This is a genomic window from Paenibacillus sp. JCM 9796 (assembly GCF_055379675.1).
On record NZ_AP043723.1, the window covers coordinates 5,081,912 to 5,105,074 of the forward strand.

The 23,163-nt window shown below is 51.2% G+C and carries 25 protein-coding genes; all 25 read left to right on the top strand.

The window, feature by feature from the left end:
- Positions 1–26: 26 nt before the first annotated feature.
- A complete protein-coding gene (gene sucD / locus ACZ439_RS24440; RefSeq protein WP_127604571.1) occupies positions 27–959 on the top strand; it encodes a succinate--CoA ligase subunit alpha in 933 nt (310 codons plus the stop codon).
- 120 nt (positions 960–1,079) lie between these two features.
- Positions 1,080–2,183, top strand: coding sequence for a DNA-processing protein DprA (gene dprA / locus ACZ439_RS24445; protein WP_054796987.1), 1,104 nt, complete (start codon positions 1,080–1,082; stop codon positions 2,181–2,183).
- A 40-nt stretch (positions 2,184–2,223) separates the two neighbouring features.
- On the top strand, positions 2,224–4,335 hold the full coding sequence (gene topA / locus ACZ439_RS24450; RefSeq protein WP_127604567.1) for a type I DNA topoisomerase: 2,112 nt from the start codon (positions 2,224–2,226) through the stop codon (positions 4,333–4,335).
- A gap of 63 nt (positions 4,336–4,398) precedes the next feature.
- On the top strand, positions 4,399–5,727 hold the full coding sequence (gene trmFO / locus ACZ439_RS24455; RefSeq protein ID WP_054797010.1) for an FADH(2)-oxidizing methylenetetrahydrofolate--tRNA-(uracil(54)-C(5))-methyltransferase TrmFO: 1,329 nt from the start codon (positions 4,399–4,401) through the stop codon (positions 5,725–5,727).
- Positions 5,728–5,854: 127 nt separating this feature from the next.
- Positions 5,855–6,397 (top strand): ATP-dependent protease subunit HslV, encoded by a 543-nt coding sequence (gene hslV / locus ACZ439_RS24460; protein WP_054796988.1) that lies wholly within the window; start codon positions 5,855–5,857, stop codon positions 6,395–6,397.
- A 17-nt stretch (positions 6,398–6,414) separates the two neighbouring features.
- Positions 6,415–7,812 carry an ATP-dependent protease ATPase subunit HslU gene (hslU, locus tag ACZ439_RS24465; protein ID WP_464620311.1) on the top strand — a complete coding sequence of 466 codons (1,398 nt, stop codon included), beginning with the start codon at positions 6,415–6,417 and terminating at the stop codon, positions 7,810–7,812.
- Positions 7,813–7,835: 23 nt separating this feature from the next.
- Complete coding sequence (codY, locus tag ACZ439_RS24470) at positions 7,836–8,609, top strand: GTP-sensing pleiotropic transcriptional regulator CodY (protein ID WP_054799589.1); 774 nt, start codon at positions 7,836–7,838, stop codon at positions 8,607–8,609.
- A 253-nt stretch (positions 8,610–8,862) separates the two neighbouring features.
- On the top strand, positions 8,863–9,261 hold the full coding sequence (flgB, locus tag ACZ439_RS24475) for a flagellar basal body rod protein FlgB (protein ID WP_054799590.1): 399 nt from the start codon (positions 8,863–8,865) through the stop codon (positions 9,259–9,261).
- A 3-nt stretch (positions 9,262–9,264) separates the two neighbouring features.
- Positions 9,265–9,720, top strand: a complete 456-nt coding sequence (gene flgC, locus ACZ439_RS24480; protein ID WP_054796990.1) for a flagellar basal body rod protein FlgC — start codon at positions 9,265–9,267, stop codon at positions 9,718–9,720.
- Positions 9,721–9,755: 35 nt separating this feature from the next.
- Positions 9,756–10,055, top strand: a complete 300-nt coding sequence (gene fliE / locus ACZ439_RS24485; RefSeq protein ID WP_054799591.1) for a flagellar hook-basal body complex protein FliE — start codon at positions 9,756–9,758, stop codon at positions 10,053–10,055.
- 45 nt (positions 10,056–10,100) lie between these two features.
- Positions 10,101–11,708: a flagellar basal-body MS-ring/collar protein FliF gene (fliF, locus tag ACZ439_RS24490; RefSeq protein ID WP_127604722.1), complete on the top strand. Its 1,608-nt coding sequence runs from the start codon at positions 10,101–10,103 to the stop codon at positions 11,706–11,708.
- Between the two features lie 13 nt (positions 11,709–11,721).
- The gene (fliG, locus tag ACZ439_RS24495; RefSeq protein WP_127604559.1) at positions 11,722–12,738 is read left to right on the top strand and encodes a flagellar motor switch protein FliG; all 1,017 of its coding nucleotides are present in this window, start codon (positions 11,722–11,724) and stop codon (positions 12,736–12,738) included.
- Positions 12,731–13,549 (top strand): FliH/SctL family protein, encoded by an 819-nt coding sequence (locus tag ACZ439_RS24500; protein ID WP_464620312.1) that lies wholly within the window; start codon positions 12,731–12,733, stop codon positions 13,547–13,549. Before fliG ends, ACZ439_RS24500 begins: the two co-directional genes overlap by 8 nt.
- A 4-nt stretch (positions 13,550–13,553) precedes the next feature.
- Entirely contained in the window at positions 13,554–14,873 is a 1,320-nt protein-coding gene (gene fliI, locus ACZ439_RS24505; protein WP_127604555.1) for a flagellar protein export ATPase FliI, read from the top strand.
- A gap of 8 nt (positions 14,874–14,881) precedes the next feature.
- Complete coding sequence (gene fliJ, locus ACZ439_RS24510; RefSeq protein WP_127604553.1) at positions 14,882–15,322, top strand: flagellar export protein FliJ; 441 nt, start codon at positions 14,882–14,884, stop codon at positions 15,320–15,322.
- Positions 15,323–15,346: 24 nt separating this feature from the next.
- The gene (locus tag ACZ439_RS24515) at positions 15,347–16,270 is read left to right on the top strand and encodes a MotE family protein (RefSeq protein WP_054796991.1); all 924 of its coding nucleotides are present in this window, start codon (positions 15,347–15,349) and stop codon (positions 16,268–16,270) included.
- 27 nt (positions 16,271–16,297) lie between these two features.
- Positions 16,298–17,788 (top strand): flagellar hook-length control protein FliK, encoded by a 1,491-nt coding sequence (locus tag ACZ439_RS24520; RefSeq protein WP_054796992.1) that lies wholly within the window; start codon positions 16,298–16,300, stop codon positions 17,786–17,788.
- Between the two features lie 50 nt (positions 17,789–17,838).
- Complete coding sequence (gene flgD / locus ACZ439_RS24525; RefSeq protein WP_127604549.1) at positions 17,839–18,312, top strand: flagellar hook assembly protein FlgD; 474 nt, start codon at positions 17,839–17,841, stop codon at positions 18,310–18,312.
- Positions 18,309–18,692, top strand: a complete 384-nt coding sequence (locus ACZ439_RS24530; RefSeq protein ID WP_054796993.1) for a TIGR02530 family flagellar biosynthesis protein — start codon at positions 18,309–18,311, stop codon at positions 18,690–18,692. Before flgD ends, ACZ439_RS24530 begins: the two co-directional genes overlap by 4 nt.
- A gap of 108 nt (positions 18,693–18,800) precedes the next feature.
- Positions 18,801–19,625 carry a flagellar basal body rod protein FlgG gene (gene flgG / locus ACZ439_RS24535; protein ID WP_127604547.1) on the top strand — a complete coding sequence of 275 codons (825 nt, stop codon included), beginning with the start codon at positions 18,801–18,803 and terminating at the stop codon, positions 19,623–19,625.
- A 66-nt stretch (positions 19,626–19,691) separates the two neighbouring features.
- Complete coding sequence (locus ACZ439_RS24540; RefSeq protein WP_127604545.1) at positions 19,692–19,913, top strand: flagellar FlbD family protein; 222 nt, start codon at positions 19,692–19,694, stop codon at positions 19,911–19,913.
- Between the two features lies 1 nt (position 19,914).
- The gene (locus tag ACZ439_RS24545; protein WP_127604543.1) at positions 19,915–20,403 is read left to right on the top strand and encodes a flagellar basal body-associated FliL family protein; all 489 of its coding nucleotides are present in this window, start codon (positions 19,915–19,917) and stop codon (positions 20,401–20,403) included.
- Between the two features lie 42 nt (positions 20,404–20,445).
- A complete protein-coding gene (gene fliM / locus ACZ439_RS24550) occupies positions 20,446–21,444 on the top strand; it encodes a flagellar motor switch protein FliM (RefSeq protein WP_127604541.1) in 999 nt (332 codons plus the stop codon).
- The gene (fliY, locus tag ACZ439_RS24555; protein WP_054796995.1) at positions 21,434–22,738 is read left to right on the top strand and encodes a flagellar motor switch phosphatase FliY; all 1,305 of its coding nucleotides are present in this window, start codon (positions 21,434–21,436) and stop codon (positions 22,736–22,738) included. Before fliM ends, fliY begins: the two co-directional genes overlap by 11 nt.
- Before the next feature lie 30 nt (positions 22,739–22,768).
- Positions 22,769–23,131, top strand: a complete 363-nt coding sequence (locus ACZ439_RS24560) for a response regulator (protein WP_127604539.1) — start codon at positions 22,769–22,771, stop codon at positions 23,129–23,131.
- Positions 23,132–23,163: the final 32 nt, after the last annotated feature.

The following is a 23,163-nucleotide window of genomic DNA, read 5'->3' on the forward strand; positions in this document are numbered from 1 at the left end:
TAATTCAGGGGATGTGAACCATAAACATGTCTATTTTGGTAGATAAAAATACAAAGGTCATCACACAAGGGATTACCGGCGCGACCGGTTTGTTCCATACCAAGGGCGGTTTGGAATACGGTACGCAAATGGTTGGCGGCGTAACGCCGGGTAAAGGCGGAACGAACATTGATATTACGCTGGAGAACGGTACAACCGTCTCTCTGCCGGTTTTCAATACGGTTCAAGAAGCGAAAAAAGCGACCGGCGCGACCGCATCCGTTATTTATGTTGCCGCTCCGTTCGCCGCAGACGCAATCATCGAAGCCGTTGACGCCGAGCTTGACCTCGTCATCTGCATCACGGAAGGTATTCCGGTTCTGGACATGGTTAAAGTCAGCCGTTACATGGAAGGCAAGAAGACCGTCCTGATCGGACCGAACTGCCCGGGCGTCATCACGCCGGACGAGTGCAAAATCGGCATCATGCCGGGATATATTCACACCAAAGGTCATGTCGGCGTTGTTTCCCGAAGCGGAACGTTGACATACGAAGCCGTGCATCAATTAACGACTCGCGGTATCGGCCAATCGTCCGCTGTAGGTATCGGCGGCGACCCGGTTAAAGGCTCCGAGTTCATCGATATTCTTAAATTGTTCAACGAAGATCCGGACACTTACGCGGTCATCATGATCGGTGAAATCGGCGGTTCTGCCGAAGAAGAAGCGGCCGAATGGATCGCGGCGAACATGAAAAAACCGGTTGTCGGCTTCATCGGCGGACAAACGGCGCCTCCGGGCAAACGGATGGGCCATGCCGGCGCTATCATTTCCGGTGGTAAAGGGACGGCAGCTGAGAAAGTGGCCACGATGGAACGCTGCGGCATCAAGGTTGCACCGACTCCTTCCGAAATGGGCTCCACGCTTGTCAGCGTGCTTCAAGAAAAAGGTCTGCTCGAAAAGTGCACGACCCGCAAATAATTCCCGAGAACGGCAAGCAGCCTCTCATTCTCCGCATGACGGAGATGAGAGGTTTTTTTTGTTGGATTCGCCCCGAGTTTCAGTAAAGTTGTTTCTATTATAAGGAGTGATATATACTATATGAACAACCGGCACCTTTTGTTTGCGCTTCATCAACTGCCCGGCATCGGTTGGAAGACGATTCAACGGCTTGTATCCCGATTCGAAACGCTTGACGATATGCGAACGCTGGAACCACGCGAATGGACGCAGTTCGGATTCACACCCGGCCGGGCCGGACAGATGAGTTCCGCATTGCGGGAGCTGTCCGAGCGGACTTTGGAGGACTGGCTCGCGAGGTATGAACGCGAGGGAATCCGCTGGCTGACCGTCTGGGATGCGGATTACCCGGCACTGCTGAAAGAAACGGCCGATCCGCCGTGGATTATATACGGCAAGGGCGACTTCTCTTTAAGCGGGCGATTATGTATCGCGTTGGTAGGGACGCGAACGCCGACCGTGTACGGCAAGCTAACGGCGGAAAGGCTCGGCGAGTCGCTTGCGAATGCCGGTGTTTGCGTCGTCAGCGGCATGGCGCGGGGGATTGACAGCCTATCGCACGAAGGCGCTTTAAGGGGAAAGGGTGGTACGATCGCCGTCCTTGGCTGCGGGCTGGACACGGTGTATCCGCCGGAAAATAAAGCGTTGTTTCACCGGGTCGCGGAGCAAGGGCTGCTCTTGTCCGAATATCCGCTCGGTACGCTGCCGCGCGCAGGCTTGTTCCCGCAGCGAAACCGCATTATTGCAGGGCTAAGCGTGGGCGTCGTCGTGGTGGAAGCGGCGCTTCAAAGCGGATCGCTGATAACGGCCAACCTTGCGCTCGACTACTCGCGCGACGTGTTTGCGATTCCGGGGCCGATTCATTCGGCCAAGAGTCAAGGAACGCTGAAGCTCATCAAGGATGGGGCCAAAATGGTTACAAGCCCGGACGATATTATGGAGGAATATGCGAGCCGGATAGCCTCGGAGCATTCCGCATACATTAAAGACACGAAGGAAACACTGGGAATTATGGCTGAAGACGAACGGAAAATCTATGAATTGCTGGAGTCCGGTCCGAAAACGATCGATCAGCTCTTGGGGCAAAGTCAATTTAACTTTGGACATTTGCACGCAGTTCTGATAAATTTACTAATGATGCGACGAATCGTAGAACTACCGGGATCAGCCTACACGATACCTTGATTTGTATACATATATATATGTTGAAGGGGGAAGGACACCTATGGCCGATTCGTTAGTCATTGTGGAGTCACCCGCAAAAGCCAAAACGATTGGTAAATACTTGGGCAGTAAATATATCGTAAAAGCTTCCATGGGGCACATTCGAGATTTGCCAAAAAGCCAGATCGGCGTTGAGATCAAAAAAAACTTTGAACCGAAATACATTACGATTCGGGGCAAGGGCTCTGTTCTGAAAGAATTGAAAGACGCGAGCAAACGCGTAAAAAAAGTATATCTGGCGGCTGACCCGGATCGCGAAGGGGAAGCGATCGCCTGGCATTTGGCACACTATCTGGAAATTTCCGATCAGGACCCCTGCCGCGTCGTGTTTAACGAGATTACGAAGCAAGCCGTGAAGGACGCGTTCAAGACGCCGCGCAAAATCAATCAGGATTTGGTTAATGCGCAGCAAGCCAGACGTATTTTGGACCGGTTGGTCGGTTATAAGATCAGTCCGCTGCTCTGGAAAAAGGTGAAAAAAGGACTTTCCGCAGGCCGGGTACAATCTGTAGCTGTCAAGCTCATTTACGACCGGGAGAACGAAATTAATGCGTTCGTGCCGGAAGAATACTGGACGATTACGGCAAAGCTGTCTACGGGCAAAGCCGATTTCGAAGCGAAGTTCTACAGCGTCGGCGGCAACAAGAAGGATTTAAAGAATGAAGCCGAGGTTAAAGAAGTTCTTCAAGGGTTAAGCAAGTCGGAGTTTGTCGTCAGCGAGGTGAAAGAGAAGGAGCGGCACCGCAATCCTTCGCCGCCGTTCATCACAAGTTCGCTGCAGCAGGAGGCCGCTCGTAAGCTCGGCTTCCGCGCCTCGAAGACGATGTCCGTTGCGCAGCAGCTATACGAAGGTATTGATCTCGGCCCGGAGGGCACGGTCGGGTTGATCACTTACATGAGAACCGACTCGACCCGTATTTCGCCGGTGGCGCAAGAAGAAGCGAAGGACTTCATTGTGAATAAGTTCGGGGCGGAGTATTACCCGGAGACGCCGCGTGTTTACGTCAAGAAAAACAGCAACGCGCAGGATGCCCATGAAGCGATCCGGCCAAGCTCGGTGCTTCGCGACCCGGATTCCATCAAATCGCATTTGAGCCGGGATCAATTCCGTTTGTATAAGCTTGTTTGGGAACGCTTTGTCGCAAGCCAGATGGCCTCGGCCGTGCTGGATACAATGACCGTCGATTTAACGGCGGGCGAAGCTGTTTTTCGGGCGGTCGGGTCCAAGATAAAGTTCCACGGTTTTATGAAAGTTTATGTTGAAGGCAATGACGACGCGGCCGATTCCGGCGATGACGACGATCGTTTGCTGCCTCCGCTGAAGCAGGGCGATCAGGTAACAAAGAAACAGATCGATCCCAAGCAGCATTTCACACAGCCGCCGCCACGATTTACGGAAGCGCGCCTCGTGAAAGCGCTCGAGGAGATGGGCATCGGACGACCGAGCACGTATGCGCCGACGCTCGAAACGATCCAGAAGCGCGGGTATGTCGCAATTGAAGATAAGAAGTTCGTTCCCACAGAGCTCGGCGAGCTTGTGATCCAGCAGATGATCGAGTTTTTCCCGGAAATCCTGGACGTGGAATTTACCGCGCATATGGAAGAGGGACTCGATCATATCGAGGAAGGCAAGGAAGACTGGGTTCAGGTATTGAGCGAATTTTACGAATCTTTCGAGAAAAGGCTGGAAGTTGCGGAAGAAGAAATGGAGAAGGTGGAAATCCAGGATGAGGTTTCCGACGAAATTTGCGAGAAGTGCGGCCGCAATTTTGTATACAAGATGGGTCGATTCGGCAAGTTTCTTGCCTGCTCAGGCTTTCCGGACTGCCGCAATACGAAGCCGATCGTCAAAGATATCGGCGTGCCGTGTCCGACTTGTCATCAAGGAAAAATCATCGAACGCCGCAGCAAAAAGGGACGCATATTTTATGGTTGCGACCGCTATCCCGAGTGCGAATTCGTCTCGTGGGATAAGCCGATCGGCCAGCCTTGTCCGAAGTGCAGCGGGATGCTGATCGAGAAGCGCAACAAGTCGGGTGTCTTTATTCAATGCGTCTCGTGCGACTTCAAGGAAGAAGCGAAGGACAACGAGAACGAGAGTGAAATGGAGTAACCGCATTATCGCTGACAGCGGTTAGCGGAGGCGTTGATGCGGAACATGCAGGAGGAACGAACGTTGACTGAAGGAAATAAAGTGACCGTCATCGGGGCGGGGCTTGCGGGCAGCGAGGCCGCCTGGCAAATCGCGTCGCAGGGCGTCCCGGTGGTTCTATATGAGATGCGGCCGGTGCGCAAGACACCGGCGCATATATCCGATCAATTCGCGGAGCTTGTCTGCAGCAACTCGCTGCGAGCGAACGGCTTGACGAACGCTGTCGGTTTGCTGAAGGAAGAAATGCGTATCATGAACTCGCTGATATTACGTGCGGCGGACAAACATGCGGTGCCTGCCGGCGGTGCACTTGCCGTCGATCGCGAAGGGTTCTCGGGCGAGGTCACCTCGATGCTGCGCAATCACCCGCTGATCGAGGTTCGCAACGAGGAGCTGGAGACGCTGCCGGACGGGATTACCGTAGTGGCTACAGGGCCGCTAACGTCGCCAGGCTTGTCCAAGCATCTGCAGGAGCTATTCGGCGAAGAATATTTGTACTTCTACGATGCGGCCGCTCCGATTGTCGAGAAAGATTCGATCGACATGAGCAAAGTGTACTTGGCCTCGCGTTACGATAAAGGCGAAGCCGCCTACTTAAACTGTCCGATGAACGAAGAAGAGTTTAACCGTTTCTACGATGCGCTTGTTACGGCGGAGACGGCGCCGATGAAGGAATTTGAGAAGGAAATTTATTTCGAAGGCTGCATGCCGATCGAAGTCATGGCGAAGCGCGGCCGGCAAACCGTTCTATTCGGACCGATGAAGCCTGTCGGACTCGTCAATCCCCATACGGGCGAACTGCCGCACGCGGTCGTTCAGCTCCGTCAGGACAACGCGGCGGGCACCTTATACAACATGGTCGGATTTCAGACCCATTTGAAATGGGGCGAGCAAAAGCGCGTCTTCTCGCTAATTCCCGGTCTGGAGAATGCGGAGTTTGTCCGATACGGCGTGATGCACCGCAATACGTTTATCAACTCGCCCCGCTTGTTGAAGCCGACCTATCAATTCCGCAATCGCGACAACCTGTTTTTTGCCGGACAGATGACCGGGGTGGAAGGATATGTGGAATCGGCTGCTTCCGGCTTGATCGCAGGCATGAACGCAGCGCGCTTCGCCAAGGGGGAAGAATGCGTCGTATTGCCGGCAGATACGGCATTAGGCAGTATGGCGCAGTATATTACGACGGCGGACTTTAAACATTTTCAACCGATGAACGCAAATTTCGGATTATTTCCGCCGCTGGAAGAACGAATCAAGAACAAGAAGCTGAAGTACGAGAAAATCGCTGAACGAGCAATTGCGAAAATTCAGAATTTTTCACAAAACACACACAATTCGGCTTGTCAATGAAACTTGTACTATGTTACGATATACCCGTCTATCATGCATGTACCTTGGTCATGGGTCGGAAACTCACGGAAACTAAGCTTGTAATTAAGCTTAGTTTTCGTCTTGAATAGAGGAGGAAATTCGCCTTATGGAGACATTTCATGCGACGACGATATTCGCGATCCGGCATCAGGGGAAAGGCGCCATCGCCGGGGACGGTCAAGTGACGTTCGGCAACAGTATGGTGATGAAGTCGCAAGCGAAGAAAGTACGCCGATTGTACCGCGGCAACGTCATCGCCGGCTTTGCAGGCTCGGTGGCGGATGCGATCACCCTTTTTGAGAAATTTGAGGCCAAGCTTGAGGAGCATCACGGCAACTTGCAGCGGGCCGCGGTGGAGCTGGCCAAAGATTGGCGTCAAGACCGGGTGCTCCGGCGTCTTGAGGCGATGATGATCGTCATGGATCGTACGGGCCTGCTGTTGATTTCCGGCAATGGCGAAATTATCGAACCGGACGACGGCATACTGGCGATCGGCTCCGGAGGCAGCTTCGCGCTTGCGGCGGGTAGAGCGCTTCACCGGTACGCGCCCGACATGAGTGCCAAGGAAATCGCGAAGGCGGCTTTGACGATGGCTGCCGACATCTGCGTATTCACAAACCATAACATTATCGTCGAAGAGATCGAATAATCCGGGAGGTGGCGGACGTGCCTGCAAACAGCTTGACTCCGAAAGAAATCGTAGCCGAATTGGATAAATATATTATCGGCCAGCGGCAGGCTAAGAAATCAGTCGCCGTTGCCTTGCGCAACCGTTATCGCCGCAGCCGATTGGAAGAATCGCTCCGGGATGAGATTGTGCCGAAAAACATTCTTATGATCGGACCTACCGGCGTTGGGAAGACGGAAATCGCCCGACGGCTGGCTAAGCTTGTCGGGGCGCCTTTTATTAAAGTCGAAGCGACCAAATTTACGGAAGTCGGGTATGTCGGACGCGATGTCGAATCGATGGTTCGCGATTTGGTCGAAACGTCGATCCGGATGGTGAAAGCGGAGAAAACGGACCGATTGAAGGACAAAGCGGAGCAAATGGTCGTCGAACGTATCGCTGCGATCCTTGTGCCGAGCCCCTCGAAATCGAAAGGACAACGCAACCCGTTCGAAATGCTGTTCGGCAATCAAGGAAATCCGGCGGCCGTAACGGAGCCGGAGAATGACGCCGCGATTATCGCCCGACGCAAAGAAGTGAAGGAGCAGCTTGAGCGAGGCGAGCTTGAGCAGAAGGTGATTGAGATCGAGGTGGAGGACAACAGTCCGACAATGCTCGACATGCTGGGCGGCCAAGGTAACGAGCAGGCGGGCATGAATATGCAGGAGCTGTTCGGGAGCTTATTGCCGAAGCGTACGAAAAAGCGCAAGCTGCCGATCAAGGAGGCGCGCAAGACGCTGCTTCATGAGGAAGCGCAGAAGCTGCTTGATATGGACGAAGTCATTCAGGAGGCGGTGCTTCGCGCGGAGCAAAGCGGCATTATTTTTATCGATGAAATCGATAAAATTTGCAGTTCCGGCCGCGGCGGTGGGCCCGACGTATCACGCGAGGGCGTGCAAAGGGATATCTTGCCGATTGTGGAAGGCTCGACCATTATGACGAAGTACGGACCGGTCAAAACCGATTTTATTTTATTCATGGCTGCTGGGGCGTTTCATATTGCCAAGCCTTCCGATTTAATTCCCGAGCTGCAGGGGCGCTTTCCGATTCGCGTCGAATTAAGCAGCCTGACCCAGCAAGACTTCGTACTGATTTTGAAAGAACCCAAAAACGCACTGACGAAGCAGTACACCGCATTGCTCGAGACCGAGGGCATCCGTGTCGAATTTTCAGATGAGGCGATTCTTGAAATTGCGCGGATTGCCGCAGAAGTGAATCAGAACACCGACAATATCGGTGCGCGCCGTCTGCACACGATACTTGAGAAACTGCTGGAGGACTTGTCTTTTGAAGCGCCTGAGCTTACCTTGGAGCAAATCGTAATCTCTCCCGAATATGTGCGCGAGAAGTTGTCCGATATCGTTCAGAATCGGGATTTGAGCCAATATATACTGTAATCGTTTGACTTGGAGGCACGAACATGACACTTTTGATGAAAACCAGAAGGCTGAATAAATTGTTGCAAAAAGAAGCGGGCAATCCGGTCAGCTTTATGGATATGGCGGCCGTTCTCGGCGATATTTTGTCCGCTGATATTTTTGTCGTCAGCCGGAGGGGAAAGGTGCTGGGCAGTTCGCTTACCACGTCGGGGCAGGAGGCTTGGACGAGGCTTTCCGTTCTGCAAGAAAATCGCTTTCCGAACGAATATAATCAACTTCTCATGCAGGTGACGGAAACGTCGTCGAATTTAGAAGCGGGTTCCGCTTATGACGTGTTCGGCGATCATGCGGATGAGCCGAGATTTCATATCACGCTTGTCCCGATTATTGGAGGCGGGGAACGCCTCGGGACGCTCGTGCTGACGAAGCGCGGCCGCGAATTTATCGACGACGACTTAATATTGGCTGAATACGGTTCAACGGTTGTGGCGATGGAGATTTTGCGGGAAAAGGCGGAGCAGATCGAAGTGGAAGCAAGAAGCAAGGCGGTCGTTCAGGTAGCGGTAGCCTCGCTGTCCTTCAGCGAACTGGAAGCGGTCGAGCATATTTTCGAGCAGCTTGAAGGCATGGAAGGGCTGCTCGTGGCCAGCAAAATCGCCGATCGTGTCGGCATTACGCGTTCGGTTATCGTCAATGCGCTGCGCAAGTTGGAGAGCGCCGGCGTCATCGAAACGCGCTCCCTCGGGATGAAAGGGACGTATATTCGAGTCCTGAATGATCAACTTCTTGCCGGTATACAGAGCGTGAAATTATAAAATTTTTTTGAAATGTGTCGAAATTAACAAAATAACATCGTTTTTTGAAGTCCTATATGAAAATATAGGGCTTTTTTCTTATTGAAATCATTTCCATCTTTCTTCAATATAGATATAGTTCTCGGTTACTACAATATATGCCATGGTTGTTTTTATTTTTTTAAAAGATATTGTCGAAGAAAGGAGGATATTACCCCTCCCTTGTTGAATTACTACTCTCAGATTATTTCGTGCGAAAGTAGGAGTTTTTCTTATGATGATCCTGAATAAGCCCGGTTTTCAAATGATGGAACGCTCGTTGGATGCGGCCACCTTACGGCAAAGAGTTATTGCCGATAACATAGCCAACGTCGATACGCCATTTTTCAAGAGATCGGAAGTTCGATTTGAAGAATTGCTGCAGCAGGAAATAAACGGAGGTTCAATCCAAGGATTTCGGACGGATCCGCGGCATATTGAAATTGGGCGTCCTAGTCAGCCCCAGCCGCAGTTGATACGGGACAATCAAACATTAATCAACAATAACCTGAATAATGTCGACATCGATTATGAAATGGCCTTAATGGCCAAGAACCAATTACGCTACAATACGATGGTGCAGCAAGTGAGTGCGGATATCAAAAAGGTTAGAACAGCTATAGGGGGACGGTAAGCGGTGAGATTAACGAACGGTTATGACATAAGTGCCTCCGCCCTGACGGCTCAGCGGTTTCGAATGGATGTCATTTCTTCCAACATTGCCAACGCCGACTCGACGCGCGCGCGCATGGTGAACGGCAAATGGGTACCTTATCAACGAAAGCTCGTAACGATGGAGCCGAAGCAGCAAAGTTTTGCCTACACGCTTCAAAACGCAATGTCCGGTAAGGATGCCGGGGCAGGCGAAGGGGTAAGAATTGCGCAGGTGATTGAAGATACTTCACCGCTTAAGCAAGTATACAATCCGACGCATCCCGATGCGGACGAGAACGGATTTGTCATGCTGCCGAACGTAGACATTCTGAAAGAAATGGTTGACATGATGTCGGCAACGCGATCCTATGAAGCGAATGTTACCGCTTTGAACGCCTCCAAGGCGTTGGTGACCAAAGCGCTCGAAATCGGTAGATAAAAACGACAAGCCATTTGGGTAAAGGGGTTACGAACATGATTGATAAGCTGAGCTTGCAACCGTTAATGACGGTCAAAGCCGCTGAGCCGAAAACCTTGACCGCTGCTGAAGTGTCCGACCAATTCAGTCGATTTTTAAACGGCGCGATTGCGGATTTGAACGCCCAGCAAGCTGGCGTAGATAAATTGAACAACCAATTCGTTAAAGGTGAAATTTCCGACGTTCACCAACTGATGATTGCCTCCGAAAAAGCATCGCTCGGATTGGAACTAACGGTTCAAGTAAGAAACAAAGTTATTGAGGCCTATCAGGAAATTATGCGTATGCAGGTCTAATCTTACTTGATTTATCTTCGTGATGTTCAGGTTGAATGGGGTGAAATGGTGAACGAGAATGTACTCCAATATTGGAACCGCATTAGACAATATTGGAATCAATTTAGCAAAACACAAAAGTTTACACTGATCGCCACTGTGATTTTGATCATACTGACGGTAGGGATCATCAGTTATAATTTTTCCAAGACGGAGTACGCACTGGCTTATACGAATTTGCAACCTAGCGATGCGGCAGCGATCAAAGGATATTTGGACGGGGCTAAAATCCCGTATCAGCTAAGCGATGACGGGAAGAGCATCGGCGTCCCCCGAAGCGAAGTGGCCAACGTCAAATTGGCGGTCGAATCGCAAGGTTTGAACAAAACCGGCAACGTCGGTTACGGCGCATTTAACCAGAGCAGCACATTCGGGACAACGGATCGCGAATTCGACGTGAAATACGTCAATGCCGTTCAAGGCGAACTGCAGCAGTTGATCAATTCCAACAATGCCATCCAGAGTTCCAAGGTTCTGATCAGCTTGCCTAAAGAAAGCGTGTTTCTTCCGAAGGGCGCCGAGCCGGAGAAAGCTACCGCATCCGTCGTTCTTGAGATCAAACCCGGATACACGCTGGATCAAGCAAAAGTAGATACGATGTACAACCTCGTTTCCCACAGTGTGAAGGGATTGCCGGTCGAAAATATTACCATTTCCGATCAGAACGGGGACTTGCTGGAATACTCCAAAGGCAAAGGAAAGACGAACGGTTCGTCCAGCCTGGCGAAAGACCAATTCGAAATCAATAACCAATTCCGCAATGATGTGCAGCGGAACGTGCAACAGATGCTCAGTGCCATCCTTGGCAGAGACAAGGTTATCGTCAGCGTGTTCTCTACAATGAACTTTGATCAAACGAGCTCTAAGCGCAATCTGGTGACGGCTCCCAATGAAGTCGATCAAAGAGGACTTGAAATTTCCGTTCAGGAAATTCAAAAAAATTATAACAGCGACAACAGCGCCGCAAACGCCGGTGTACCGGGAACCGGTGCAACCGATGTACCCGGATATCCAGGCAGTAACAACAGCGGCACGTCCAATTCCGAAGAATTGCAGCGAACCGTAAACTATGAAGTGAACCGCATCACGGAAGAAATCGTAGCTACACCATACACTGTAAAGGATTTAACCATTAACGTCGGGGTTGAACCACCCGATCCGGCAGATCCGAATTCATTAACTCCGCAAACGACGGAAGCGGTGCGCCAGATTCTTGTCAACATTGTTCGCGCGGCGCTGGCAGACAGCAAAGTGACGCTGACCGACGAAGATTTAGCTAAAAAAGTAACGGTGTTTCCCCATACGTTCGCTAAAACGAACGAATCGCAAGCTACCGCTTCCAACGCAATGCTCCTTTACGGAGGCCTGGGCGGATTGGCATTGGCGTTACTCGCGGGAGGGGCTTTCTGGTTCATGCGGCGCAGACGCAAAGCGCAAGAGGAAGCCGAAGCAGCTGCACTGCTCGAAGATGCGGCGCCGAAAGTGGAATTCCCGACTATTGATATCGACAATGTTAATAATGAAAACCAAATACGCAAGCAGCTGGAACAGTTGGCTAAACGGAAACCGGACGAGTTCGTTAATCTGCTTCGTACTTGGTTAGTAGACGAATAGAGGTGTACAGTGCTTGGCTAAAGTACAGCAACCCATTTTATCGGGACGGCAAAAAGCTGCTATTCTTCTGATCAGCTTAGGACCCGAGGTATCGGCCCAAATTTTTAAACATTTGCGGGATGAAGAGATCGAGCAGCTTACGTTGGAAATAGCCAATGTCCGAAAAGTCGATAATGCCGAAAAAGACGCGATTATGGCTGAGTTTCATCAAATTTGCCTAGCGCAAGAATTTATCTCGCAAGGCGGTATCTCGTACGCCAAAGAAATTTTGGAGAAGGCGCTCGGTTCCCAGAAGGCGCTCGACATCATAAACCGACTGACTGCGACGCTGCAAGTCAGGCCGTTTGATTTTGCGCGCAAAGCGGATCCGGCCCAAATTTTAAACTTTATCCAGAACGAAAACTCGCAAACCATCGCGCTTGTGCTCTCTTACTTGCAGCCGGAGCAAGCGTCGATCATTCTTTCTTCGCTGCCGCAAGATAAACAAGCGGATGTCGCCAAGCGGATTGCGCTGATGGACAGCACGTCGCCGGAGGTCATCAGCCAAGTCGAACGCGTGCTGGAGCAAAAACTGTCCGCTACCGTGACACAGGATTATACGAATGCAGGCGGGATTTCTTCGGTTGTTCAAATCTTGAACGGTGTCGACCGCGGGACGGAAAGGACCATTCTGGACTCCCTGGAGATTCAAGACCCGGAGCTTGCCGAAGAAATCAAGAAACGCATGTTTGTCTTCGAAGATATCGTCAACATCGACAATCGTTCGATTCAACGCATTATTCGCGATATCGAGAACGCCGACCTTCAGCTTGCGCTTAAAGTTGCCAGCGAAGAAGTGCGTGAAGCCATCTTCAAGAACATGTCCAAACGGATGGCCGAAACGTTCCGCGAAGAAATGGAATTCATGGGTCCTGTCCGCTTGCGCGACGTAGAAGAAGCACAAACGCGCATTGTATCGACGATCCGCCGTTTGGAAGAAGCCGGTGAGATCATCATCGCACGTGGCGGAGGAGATGATATTATTGTCTAATGTCATCAAGTTTTTTCAATATGTTCCTGTCGAGGACACGAAAATTGTCGAACAACCGAAGCTGCCGTTGCCGGATCTTGAAGAAACGGCTGAGGAAGGCCGCACGGCCGAACAGCAGCAGGAACTCGACGAGCTGAACCGTGAGAAAGCGCAAATCATTCAAGACGCGCAAAGTTTTGCCGAAGAGCAAGTTCGCGCGGCGATGGACGAGGTGGCTGTCTTAAAAGAACAGGCGCAGGCCGAGATCGAGGCCTGGTGGCAAGAACGCCGGATGCTGGACGAAAGCGTGCTGCAGGAAAACAAAGAACAAGGCTATCTGCAAGGCTATGAGGCAGGCTTGGCGCAAGCGGAAGCCGAGCTCCGCGAGCGTTACGACCAGATGCTGCAGGAGGCGGCTCAAACCTTGGAGCAAGCGTATATATTGAAGCAAGAGATCATTCAGGAATCCGAACCGTTTCTTATTGAAATGAGCTGTTCGATCGCCGAGAAAATTATCGGACGCCAGCTGTCGCTGGAACCGCAATGGGTGACGGAGATGATTCGCAAGGTGCTTGCGCGTCGCAGGGAAAAGGGAATGATTGCGCTTTGTGTTTCCCCTTCCCAGTTCTCCTATATTCAAGACGCGCGGGACGAGCTGTTGCTGCATATCGATTCCCAGGCCGAGCTGCAAATCATTCCGGATGGTTCGGTGCAAGATCATGGCTGTGTCATTCGCTCATCCTTCGGCAGTATCGACGCAAGAATCGATACGCAGTTGAACGAAATTAAGCAAGCGCTGCAAGATCTCGCCATCCGCAACGAAGGAGGCTAACCTGATGCAAAGCCCGTCCGCTCAAAAATATATTGATCATCTCAGGCAGATGGATCCGATTCGCGTTAACGGCAAGGTGACGCAAGTTATCGGACTGACGGTGGAATCCGAGGGGCCGGATGCGAGCGTCGGCGACGTCTGTTACATTTATCCGTTTAAATCGAATCAGCCCTTGAAGGCGGAAGTGGTTGGTTTCAAAAATAACAAAGTGATCTTGATGCCGCTCGGCGAGCTGAATTCCATCGGTCCCGGCTGCGACGTAGTCGGAACGGGCAAGCCGCTAACCGTGCAGGTCGGTCACGAATTGCTCGGTAAAGTGCTGGACGGTCTCGGACAACCGCTCGATGGAACGTTCTTGCCGGCAAGAATGACCCATTATTCGACCAACAACGTCCCCAGCAATCCTCTGAAGCGTCCGCGGGTTCAGGAGCCGATTAGTGTCGGCGTGCGTTGTATCGACGGTTTGTTAACGATCGGCAAAGGTCAGCGCGTCGGTATTTTTGCAGGATCCGGCGTCGGGAAAAGTACGCTGATGGGAATGATCGCAAGAAATACGTCAGCGGACGTCAATGTCATTGCCCTTATTGGTGAGCGTGGACGCGAGGTGCTTGATTTTATCGAACGCGACCTCGGACCGGAGGGACTGGCCCGCTCTGTCGTTATCGTCGCTACTTCCGATCAGCCTGCGCTAATTCGGATCAAAGGCGCTTTGATCGCCACTAGCATTGCCGAGTATTTCCGCGATCGCGGACTTAACGTCATGATGATGATGGATTCCGTTACACGTTTTGCGATGGCACAGCGGGAAGTTGGTCTTGCCGTTGGCGAACCGCCTGCAACGCGAGGTTACACCCCTTCTGTTTTTGCTACGCTGCCCAAGCTGCTGGAGCGATCCGGAACCGGGCCGAAAGGATCGATCACAGCGTTCTACACGGTGCTGGTCGACGGCGACGATATGAACGAACCGATTGCGGATGCGGTAAGGGGTATTTTGGACGGTCATATCGTTCTCAATCGAGGTATCGCGAACCGCGGTCACTATCCGGCCATTGACGTGCTTGCGAGTGTCAGTCGGGTCATGAAAGAAATCGTGCCTCAAGAACAGCAGCTTGCAGCCGAAAACTTGAAGCGTTTGTTAGCTGTATATAAAGATTCGGAAGACTTGATCAATATAGGGGCGTACCAGAGAGGGTCGAACCCGGAAATCGACCTCTCCATGGATTCGATCCAATCGATCTGGGACTATACGAAGCAGCGGGTGCACGACAAGTTGACCTATGCGGAAGCAACGGAGCAATTAATTCAACAATTTTATAGGGGTTGAGACCACTGATGCGCTTTCGGTACGCTTTTCAAAAAATCGTGGATCTGAAAGAGAACGAGAAAACTCAAGCGGAATGGGTTTTGTCTGAGGCGATCGGTCAAATGCGTAAAGAGGAGTCGAAGCTTTCCGAGCTTCAACAGTCCAAAACGGATATCCAGGAACAATTGCATGAAGCATCCGGTCGACGGACAACGGTTTCCAATCTCATGCTGCTGCAAAGTTATGTCGATCACATTGAAGGCCGAATTCAGGCGAAACACCGCGACGTTCAGCAGGCGAGAGGGGTCGTGCAGTTGAGACAGGATGATTTGAATGGAAAGATGCTCGAAGAAAAAGTATGGAACAAAGCGAAAGAGAAGGCGTACCAACGGTTCACCGCCGATCTGCTGAAGCGTGAACAGGACCAGTTGGATGAAATGGCGACGAACCGGTATAAACGGCTTTCTTAGCCAAAGCAGGGGAGGTGACGGTAGATGGCAGACGCAGACACAGAGCAAACCGCATCTTACGGCGCCATGGAGCGTTTTCTGATATGGTTCCTCATTCCGTTCGTTTTTACGGCCGTTTTGCTCGGGGTGTTGCTGACGATTTTCGATTACGACGTGATGAATAATGTGTTGAAAACGGCCAATAAAATACCCGTCGTCAACCAAGTGATTCCTGATCCTCAGTCGGATACGGATAGCGGGAAACCGCAGACTGAGGCGGCGAAGGCCCAAGAGGAGGGGGCCGACCCGACGAAGGATGATCAGGTTGCGCAAATGACGTCATCCGTCCAGCAGAAGGATCAGGATCTGCAAAAAGCGGAGGCGGCGATTCAACAACGGGATCAACAAATCAAAGAGCTTCAGTTGAAGAACAGCTCGCTTGAAGAACAAATGAAAACGAAGACACAGTCGGATGAAGAATATAAGGCACAAATTCAGCAGCTGGCAAGCCTGTATGCGAAGATGTCCCCCAGTAAATCGGCACCGATCCTTGAGAACTTGACGTTGAACGAACAAGTGCTGGTGCTGAGTATGATGAAGAACGACGAACGCGTGAAAATTTTGGAAAAGATGGATCCGAAGAAGGCGGCGGAAGCTTCCATTTTGATCAAGGATCAGAAGCTCGTTCGCGATACGGAACTTGCGGCTCTTCAAGAAAGGCTGCAAGCTATGCAAGCGCCGGCAGCCAAGACCGACAAGCTTAGCAAGGACGATCTGGGATCGACCTTCGCCAACATGACGCCGAAAAGCGCTGCGACGGTACTGCTGGAGCTTCAAAAGACGACGCCGGATAAAGTCATTTCCATCTTGAATTCCATGGACAATGCCGGCAGGTCGAAAATTCTTTCTGCCATTTCGGATCAATCGAAAGAAACGGCGGCTTTAATTTCGGCCCGACTCGCTCAATAGAAGCTTGAAAGGAGGTGAAAAGAAAAGATGGAAATTCAAGCTCAATCTGTGGCCCTGGGCGGCACTGCATCTGCAGGCGGAAGCGCCAATTCAGCGGGTTCTGCGCAAGGCTCCGCTTCAGGCGGGAGTGCGTTCTTGACGACGTTAACCGGAATGCTTGTCGGAGAAGCGAATCAAGCCGGCAGCGAGGCCAAGGGCGGGATGAACGGATTAAGCGCCTTGATTCAATGGCTCAACCCGTTAGCGGCGGCCGCTTCCGTTATGAACGAACAGTCGACCGAACTCCAGGCCGGGCAAATTGACGGTCTCCTTCAATTGCTGGAGCAGACGGAGCGTCAGGAAGACGTCGACGCGCTGCTAAGCAATCCGGATCTTCAAGCTTGGCTTGCCGAACTTCAAGCGCTTCTTGCGTCTCTGCTATCGACAGATGCAAGTGCCGGTAAGGATGGCGAAGCGGCTGAGCATCCGAAGCAGGCCGGAGAAAAAGCTCATCCAGGTGAAGAACAAATGTTAAATCCGCAATTGTTCATACCGCTATTGACGCAAGTCGCTACAGACGCTTCGGAGTCTGCGGCGAACGCTCAGTCGAAGTTATTGTCTTCAGCCGAAGTCGTACAGATACTGAAGCAGCTTAAAGAAATAATGGCCGGCGGGCCCCTGCATCCGAGCTTGCAACAAGCGATGAAAGAGTTGCCGTCTGCGTTATTGTCGGCGGCCGCAACATTCGGCGAGTTACATAAAGCGAAAAGCGATACGCAACAGGCTGTGCAAACCGCTGTTTCAGCGAAAGCGAGTACGGATTCGGCGAATCCTTCAACCGCTCCGCTAGTTCAGGTTGTTTCCAATCCGATGCACAAACTCGAAGCGCTCGCTTTGGCACAGCATGCCTTAAAGCTGACGAGCGAACTAAGCGGCAGCGAAGAGGAAGTGCCTTTATTCGAACCGCTTCGTTCGGAGGATGGTCAATCGGGAACTTCCCAGCCGATGACGATGCACGATTTCATGAAACAAGTACAGAACGGGCAGATGGTTTCGAAATCAGCGTCGCTGCATATGCCTGCTTCGTCCTTCACTGAGGATATGACGCAATTTATCGTTAGCTCCTTCGTACTTGGGACGACGGCCGACGGCTTGACAGAAGCGAAAATTTCTCTTTATCCGCAGCACTTGGGTCATGTAGAAGTCAAGCTGACGATGCAAAACGGACATCTGATCGCCCAATTCGTAGCGGACAGCGCAGCGGGCAAAGAAATGTTGGAGGCACAGCTCTCCCAATTGAAGAACACCTTGCAGACGCAAGGCATTCAAGTGGATAAGCTGGAGGTCAGTCAAAGCCAAAGCTATCAATCCGGGATGTTCCAGGAAGGACGCCAACAGCAATCGCAGCAACCGTCCAAGCAGAAAAATTCGGGCAGCAATAAAGCTGCTACTTTAGATGAACTTGGAGAGACGGAAAGGATGTCCGGCGTAGGAGACAATCGGACAGGCGTTAACGGTTCGATTGACGTCATCGCCTAAGTTGCGCTGTACGGCGGTTGGAGATAAGCGGGAAGCAGGAGGTGAACAACATGGCCGATTCCAACATCAGCACGAAAAATATTTGGCCTTATTATTCGAAAGCGAACGTCGACCGCGCAGAAAAGAAGACGGAAGGCAGCGAGCTCGGCAAAGACCAATTTCTGAAAATATTAATTACACAATTAAAAAATCAGGATCCGACTCAGCCTTTGCAGGATAAAGAGTTTATCGCGCAGATGGCGCAGTTTACTTCGGTCGAGCAGCTGACGAATATGAGCAGCGAAATGAAATTGTTGCGCCAGTCTCTAGGCTTCGCATCGGGACTGATCGGCAAAGAAATTACTTGGTCTTACGCAGATAACGAGGGCACGACTCACTCCAAAACCGGGGTTGTCGAGTCGATTACCGTTAAAGATCATCAGCAATTTGCAAAAGTGAACGGCGAAGAGGTCGCGCTCGAAAATATTTCGCAGATCGGCAACCCGGCTCCTTCAAAGGAACCTGCAGGGGGAGAGGCACCATGACGGAACGGATGACGGTAGGTCAGCTATTTCCGAATGGCGTTACGCCTGCGCTCTCGAAGCCGCCTCAAACGAGAACTGGACGGGAAGCGCCATCGACTTCGTTTGATTCGATCTTGCACCACCAATTCGTACGCTTCAGTCATCATGCGGAAGAACGGTTGCGCCAAAGAGGCATTCAGTTCCAGCCCGAACAACTGGCGAAGATCCAGTCCGCCATCGACAAAGCGGCAACGAAAGGCGCCAAAGATTCGTTGATGCTCATTAACGATACGGCTTTAATCGTGAACATTAAGAACCGGACCGTGGTTACCGCAATGGACGGAGCATCAATGAAAGACAACTTGTTTACGCAAATTGACAGCGCCATGATCATTTCTTAAGAACAGGCCGGCCCGGAGTTCGGAGGCCTTGGTTGTGGACCGACTGAAACAACCAGTAACACCATTAAGCAAGGCTGACGAGTTCAGCCTTTAGGAGGCAATCGATCGATGTTAAGATCTCTTTATTCCGGTGTTTCGGGTATGAGAGGATTTCAAACGAAGTTGGACGTTATCGGGAATAACATCGCTAATGTGAACACGGTCGGGTTCAAGACCGGACGCGTGATGTTTAAAGATATTTTGAGCCAAACGGTCGCCGGAGTCTCGGCTCCGACGGAGGAAAGAGGCGGCGTGAATTCGAAGCAGATCGGTCTTGGCGTTACGGTTGCCGCGGTTGATACGATTCATACGCCGGGCAGCGCGATGACGACGAACAAACCGACCGACCTGCGGATCGACGGCGACGGATTTTTCGCGGTTTCCTCGATGGTAGACGGAGGCGACGGCCCATATTTGACTCGTGCCGGTAACTTTGAGCTGGATGCATTGAATCGCCTCGTGAATGCGGACGGGATGTTCGTCTTGAATACCGAAGGCACAGCGGTCACGTTGGAGGATGGCGTTACGGCTTTCTCCATCTCCCAGAACGGGGAGATTATCTCGGTTGCTGCCGATGGAACTGCGACTCCGACCGGACAGCTTATCGCTGTTGCTAAAGTGACGAACCCTGCCGGTCTTGAGAAAATCGGGGGTAACATGTACCGGATGACGCCGAACTCCAACACGGAAGAACTCGATCTGGGCGCCGCTACTGCCGCGAATCCGGAGACGGGAACGGGAGCTATCATCTCCGGTCAGCTTGAAATGTCCAATGTGGACTTAACGAGCGAATTTACGGAAATGATTATCGCACAGCGGGGGTTCCAATCGAACTCCAGAATCATCACAACTTCAGATGAAGTGCTTCAGGAAGTAGTCAACTTGAAACGATAGTAACGTTCAGTATCAGTAAACGGGGGAGCCGGTCTCCCCCGATCCTATCCCAAGCGGAGGTAGCCGATGGTAACGCTCACCCGGCTTAACGGCAAACCGATCATGGTTAATGCCTTACTGATTGAGACGATTGAAGAGACTCCGGATACTATGATTACTTTGGTGACCGGAAAAAAAATAATGGTGCTCGAACCGGTGCCGGAAGTTGTCGCCATGGTACAGCGCTTTTTGCAGACCGTAGGTCTCATCGGCGGAACGATAAAGAGCCTGAATTCGGAGGGGTCGTAAGTTGTTTAAAAGTAAAATTTTTATCATGGTCGTAGCTATACTTATTGCGATAACATTAATTTTAACTGCAGCGTTCGTTCTCTGGAATTACATGGATAAATCCAGTTCCGATCCCCAAGATCAAGCGCAGCAATTGGTACGGGAAGTAAAATCCGGTAAAAAATTAACACCGGTACAAGTGAAAGAAAATACGGTCGAAATGAAAGACGTTCTGACAAACCTGGCCACGGCGAGCGGGGCAAGCGCGAAGTTCGTAAAAGTAAGCTTTGCCTTTGAACTTGAAAACAAGAAGGCTAAAGAAGAGTTTGATTTCCAGCAAAGCCGGATGAAAGCAATCGTAATTGAAACGTTGGCCGATATGACGCCGGAACAAGTTTCGGGCAAAAAAGGCTTTGACAATCTCACTTCAGCCCTTATGAATAGAATGAATGAACTGCTTCACGAAGGTAAATTGAATCAAATCCTTATTACCGATATCGTTCTCCAATAGATTGAGGGATATTCGCGAATAAGCAAGCGGGAGGTGACGCAGATGGTAGATGTGCTTTCGCAGAATGAGATAGACGCCCTGCTAGCGGCGCTCTCATCCGGTGAAATGGATGCGGAAGAACTTAAAAAGGAAGAAACTCAGAAAAAAGTTCGAGCCTATGATTTCAAACGCGCAGTGCGGTTTTCCAAGGATCACATTCGCAGCTTAACTCGAATTCACGAAAACTTTGCCCGTTATTTAACGACTTATTTTTCCGCACAGCTCCGGACCTTTGTACAAATAAATGTTGTCCAGGTCGAGCAGCTGCCTTATGATGAATTCATACGGTCCATTCCAAAAATGACCATCCTGAACATTTTCGAAGCGGAGCCTCTGGAAGGAAGAATGGTGCTCGAGGTGCATCCGAACGTGGCTTTTGCCATGCTCGATCGTTTGCTGGGAGGATCGGGTACCTCGCCAACCAAAATTAACGCTTTAACCGAGATCGAAACGATCGTCATGGAGCGGATTTTCAGCAGAGCGTTTGAAAGTTTGCAGGAAGCGTGGAAGACGGTCATTGATTTGTCCCCAAGGCTGGAAGCTTTGGAGACAAATCCGCAATTTATGCAGATCGTCTCGCCTAACGAAACGATTGCCTTAATTTCGTTAAGCACCAAGATCGGGGATACGACGGGGATGATCAACTTATGTATTCCACACGTCGTCATTGAGCCGATTATGCCGAGATTGTCGGTTCATCACTGGTTTGTGTCCCAGAAGAAGACGAGTGCCCCGGAAGAGCAGACGGCTTTGCAGAATCGGCTTCATAAGGCAAAGCTGCCGATTATCGCAGAGCTGGGCGCTTCCCAAATATCCGTACGCGAGTTTCTCAGCCTAAATGCAGGCGACGTCATTACGTTGAACAAATCGGTAAATGAGCCGCTGCATATACGGATAGGGGAAAGGTTGAAGTTTTATGGCAGTCCGGGTACGACCCGCGGTAAGCTGGCTATACAAATCAGTGAGATTGTCAGTGAAGGAGTAGAAGAGAATGACGAATAATAAGGATTATTTGTCTCAAGAAGAGATCGACGCCTTGCTGAGACAGTCTTCCGAAAGCGAGTCAAGCGGTGGTTTTTCGAGCGGCTCGAGTCCAAGAGTAGAAGACTACTTATCGTCGCTGGAACAAGATGCGTTAGGCGAGATCGGCAATATCACATTCGGCAGCGCCGCGACAGCCTTATCGACCTTGCTCGGTAAGAAAGTCGATATCACCACGCCAAAAGTTTCTGTGATTGCCAGAGCCGACTTGGTCGAAGAGTTTCCTAAGCCGCATGTCGCTGTCCACGTTAACTATGTCGACGGATTTGACGGCATCAACCTGTTGGTCATCAAGACGCGCGATGCGCAAGTGATTGCCGATTTGATGATGGGCGGAGACGGTACGGGGCAAAATATGGAATTGTCTGAAATTCATATCAGTGCCGTACAAGAAGCGATGAACCAAATGATGGGGTCATCCGCTACTTCAATGTCGACGATATTTAACCGATTCGTCAACATTTCGCCGCCGGGAATCGATATCTTGGATTTGGCAGAGGGCGGCGAACCTTCATCGATTCCGCAAGTAGACGTCTTTATCAAGGTTTCATTCCGCTTGACGATTGGCGACTTGATCGACTCCACGATCATGCAGCTGCTGCCCGTCGCGTTCGCGCGGGAGATGGTCTCCACCCTGATGGGCGGCGGAGACATGCAGGAAACGGCCGCTCCGCCGCCGTCGGCTCCGCCTGCTCCGGGCTCGATGGCGCAGGACACGCTTACGCCGCCTCCTGCGGCGCCTTCGAATGATGCATATCAGCAACCGCAGGTTCAGCAACCGATGTACCAGCAAGCGCCGATGTATCAAGAACCGCCGATGCAGCAGCCGATGTACCAGCAAGCGCCGATGTATCAACAGCCCCCGATGATGCAGCCGCCGGGCTATGCGCCGCAGCCTGCCGCTTACGGGATGCCGACAGGGCGTAACGTCAATGTTCAGCCTGCGCAGTTCTCGAATTTCACGCCGCCGCAGCTGTCGCCTGCCGAAGATACGAACTTGAACTTGCTCTTGGACATACCATTGAAAGTAACGGTGGAACTCGGTCGCACGCATAAGGTGATCAAGGACATTTTGGAGCTTTCGCAAGGGTCGATTATCGAACTTGATAAACTCGCAGGAGAGCCGGTTGATATTCTCGTCAATAACAAGCTTATTGCAAAAGGCGAAGTCGTCGTTATCGATGAAAATTTCGGTGTTCGTGTCACGGATATCGTAAATCAGTGGGACCGGATTCAAAAACTGCAACAATACTAAACCATAGCGCTCTAGGAGGACTGTATACCCATGGCAAACCGAATTCTGATTGTAGACGATGCAGCATTTATGAGAATGATGATCCGCGATATTTTGTCCAAAAACGGTTACGAGGTTTGCGGTGAAGCGAACGATGGCGCACAAGCGATCGAGAAATACAAAGAGCTGCGTCCCGATCTAATCACGATGGACATTACGATGCCTGAGATGGACGGTATCCAAGCGTTGAAAGAAATTAAAAAAATCGATGCCAACGCCAAGGTCATCATGTGTTCCGCGATGGGGCAGCAGGCGATGGTTATCGATGCGATTCAAGCCGGCGCCAAGGACTTTATCGTGAAGCCGTTTCAAGCGGATCGCGTTATCGAAGCCATTAAGAAAACGTTGGGGTAACCCGAAACTTCACGAATTGAAGGGAATGTGAG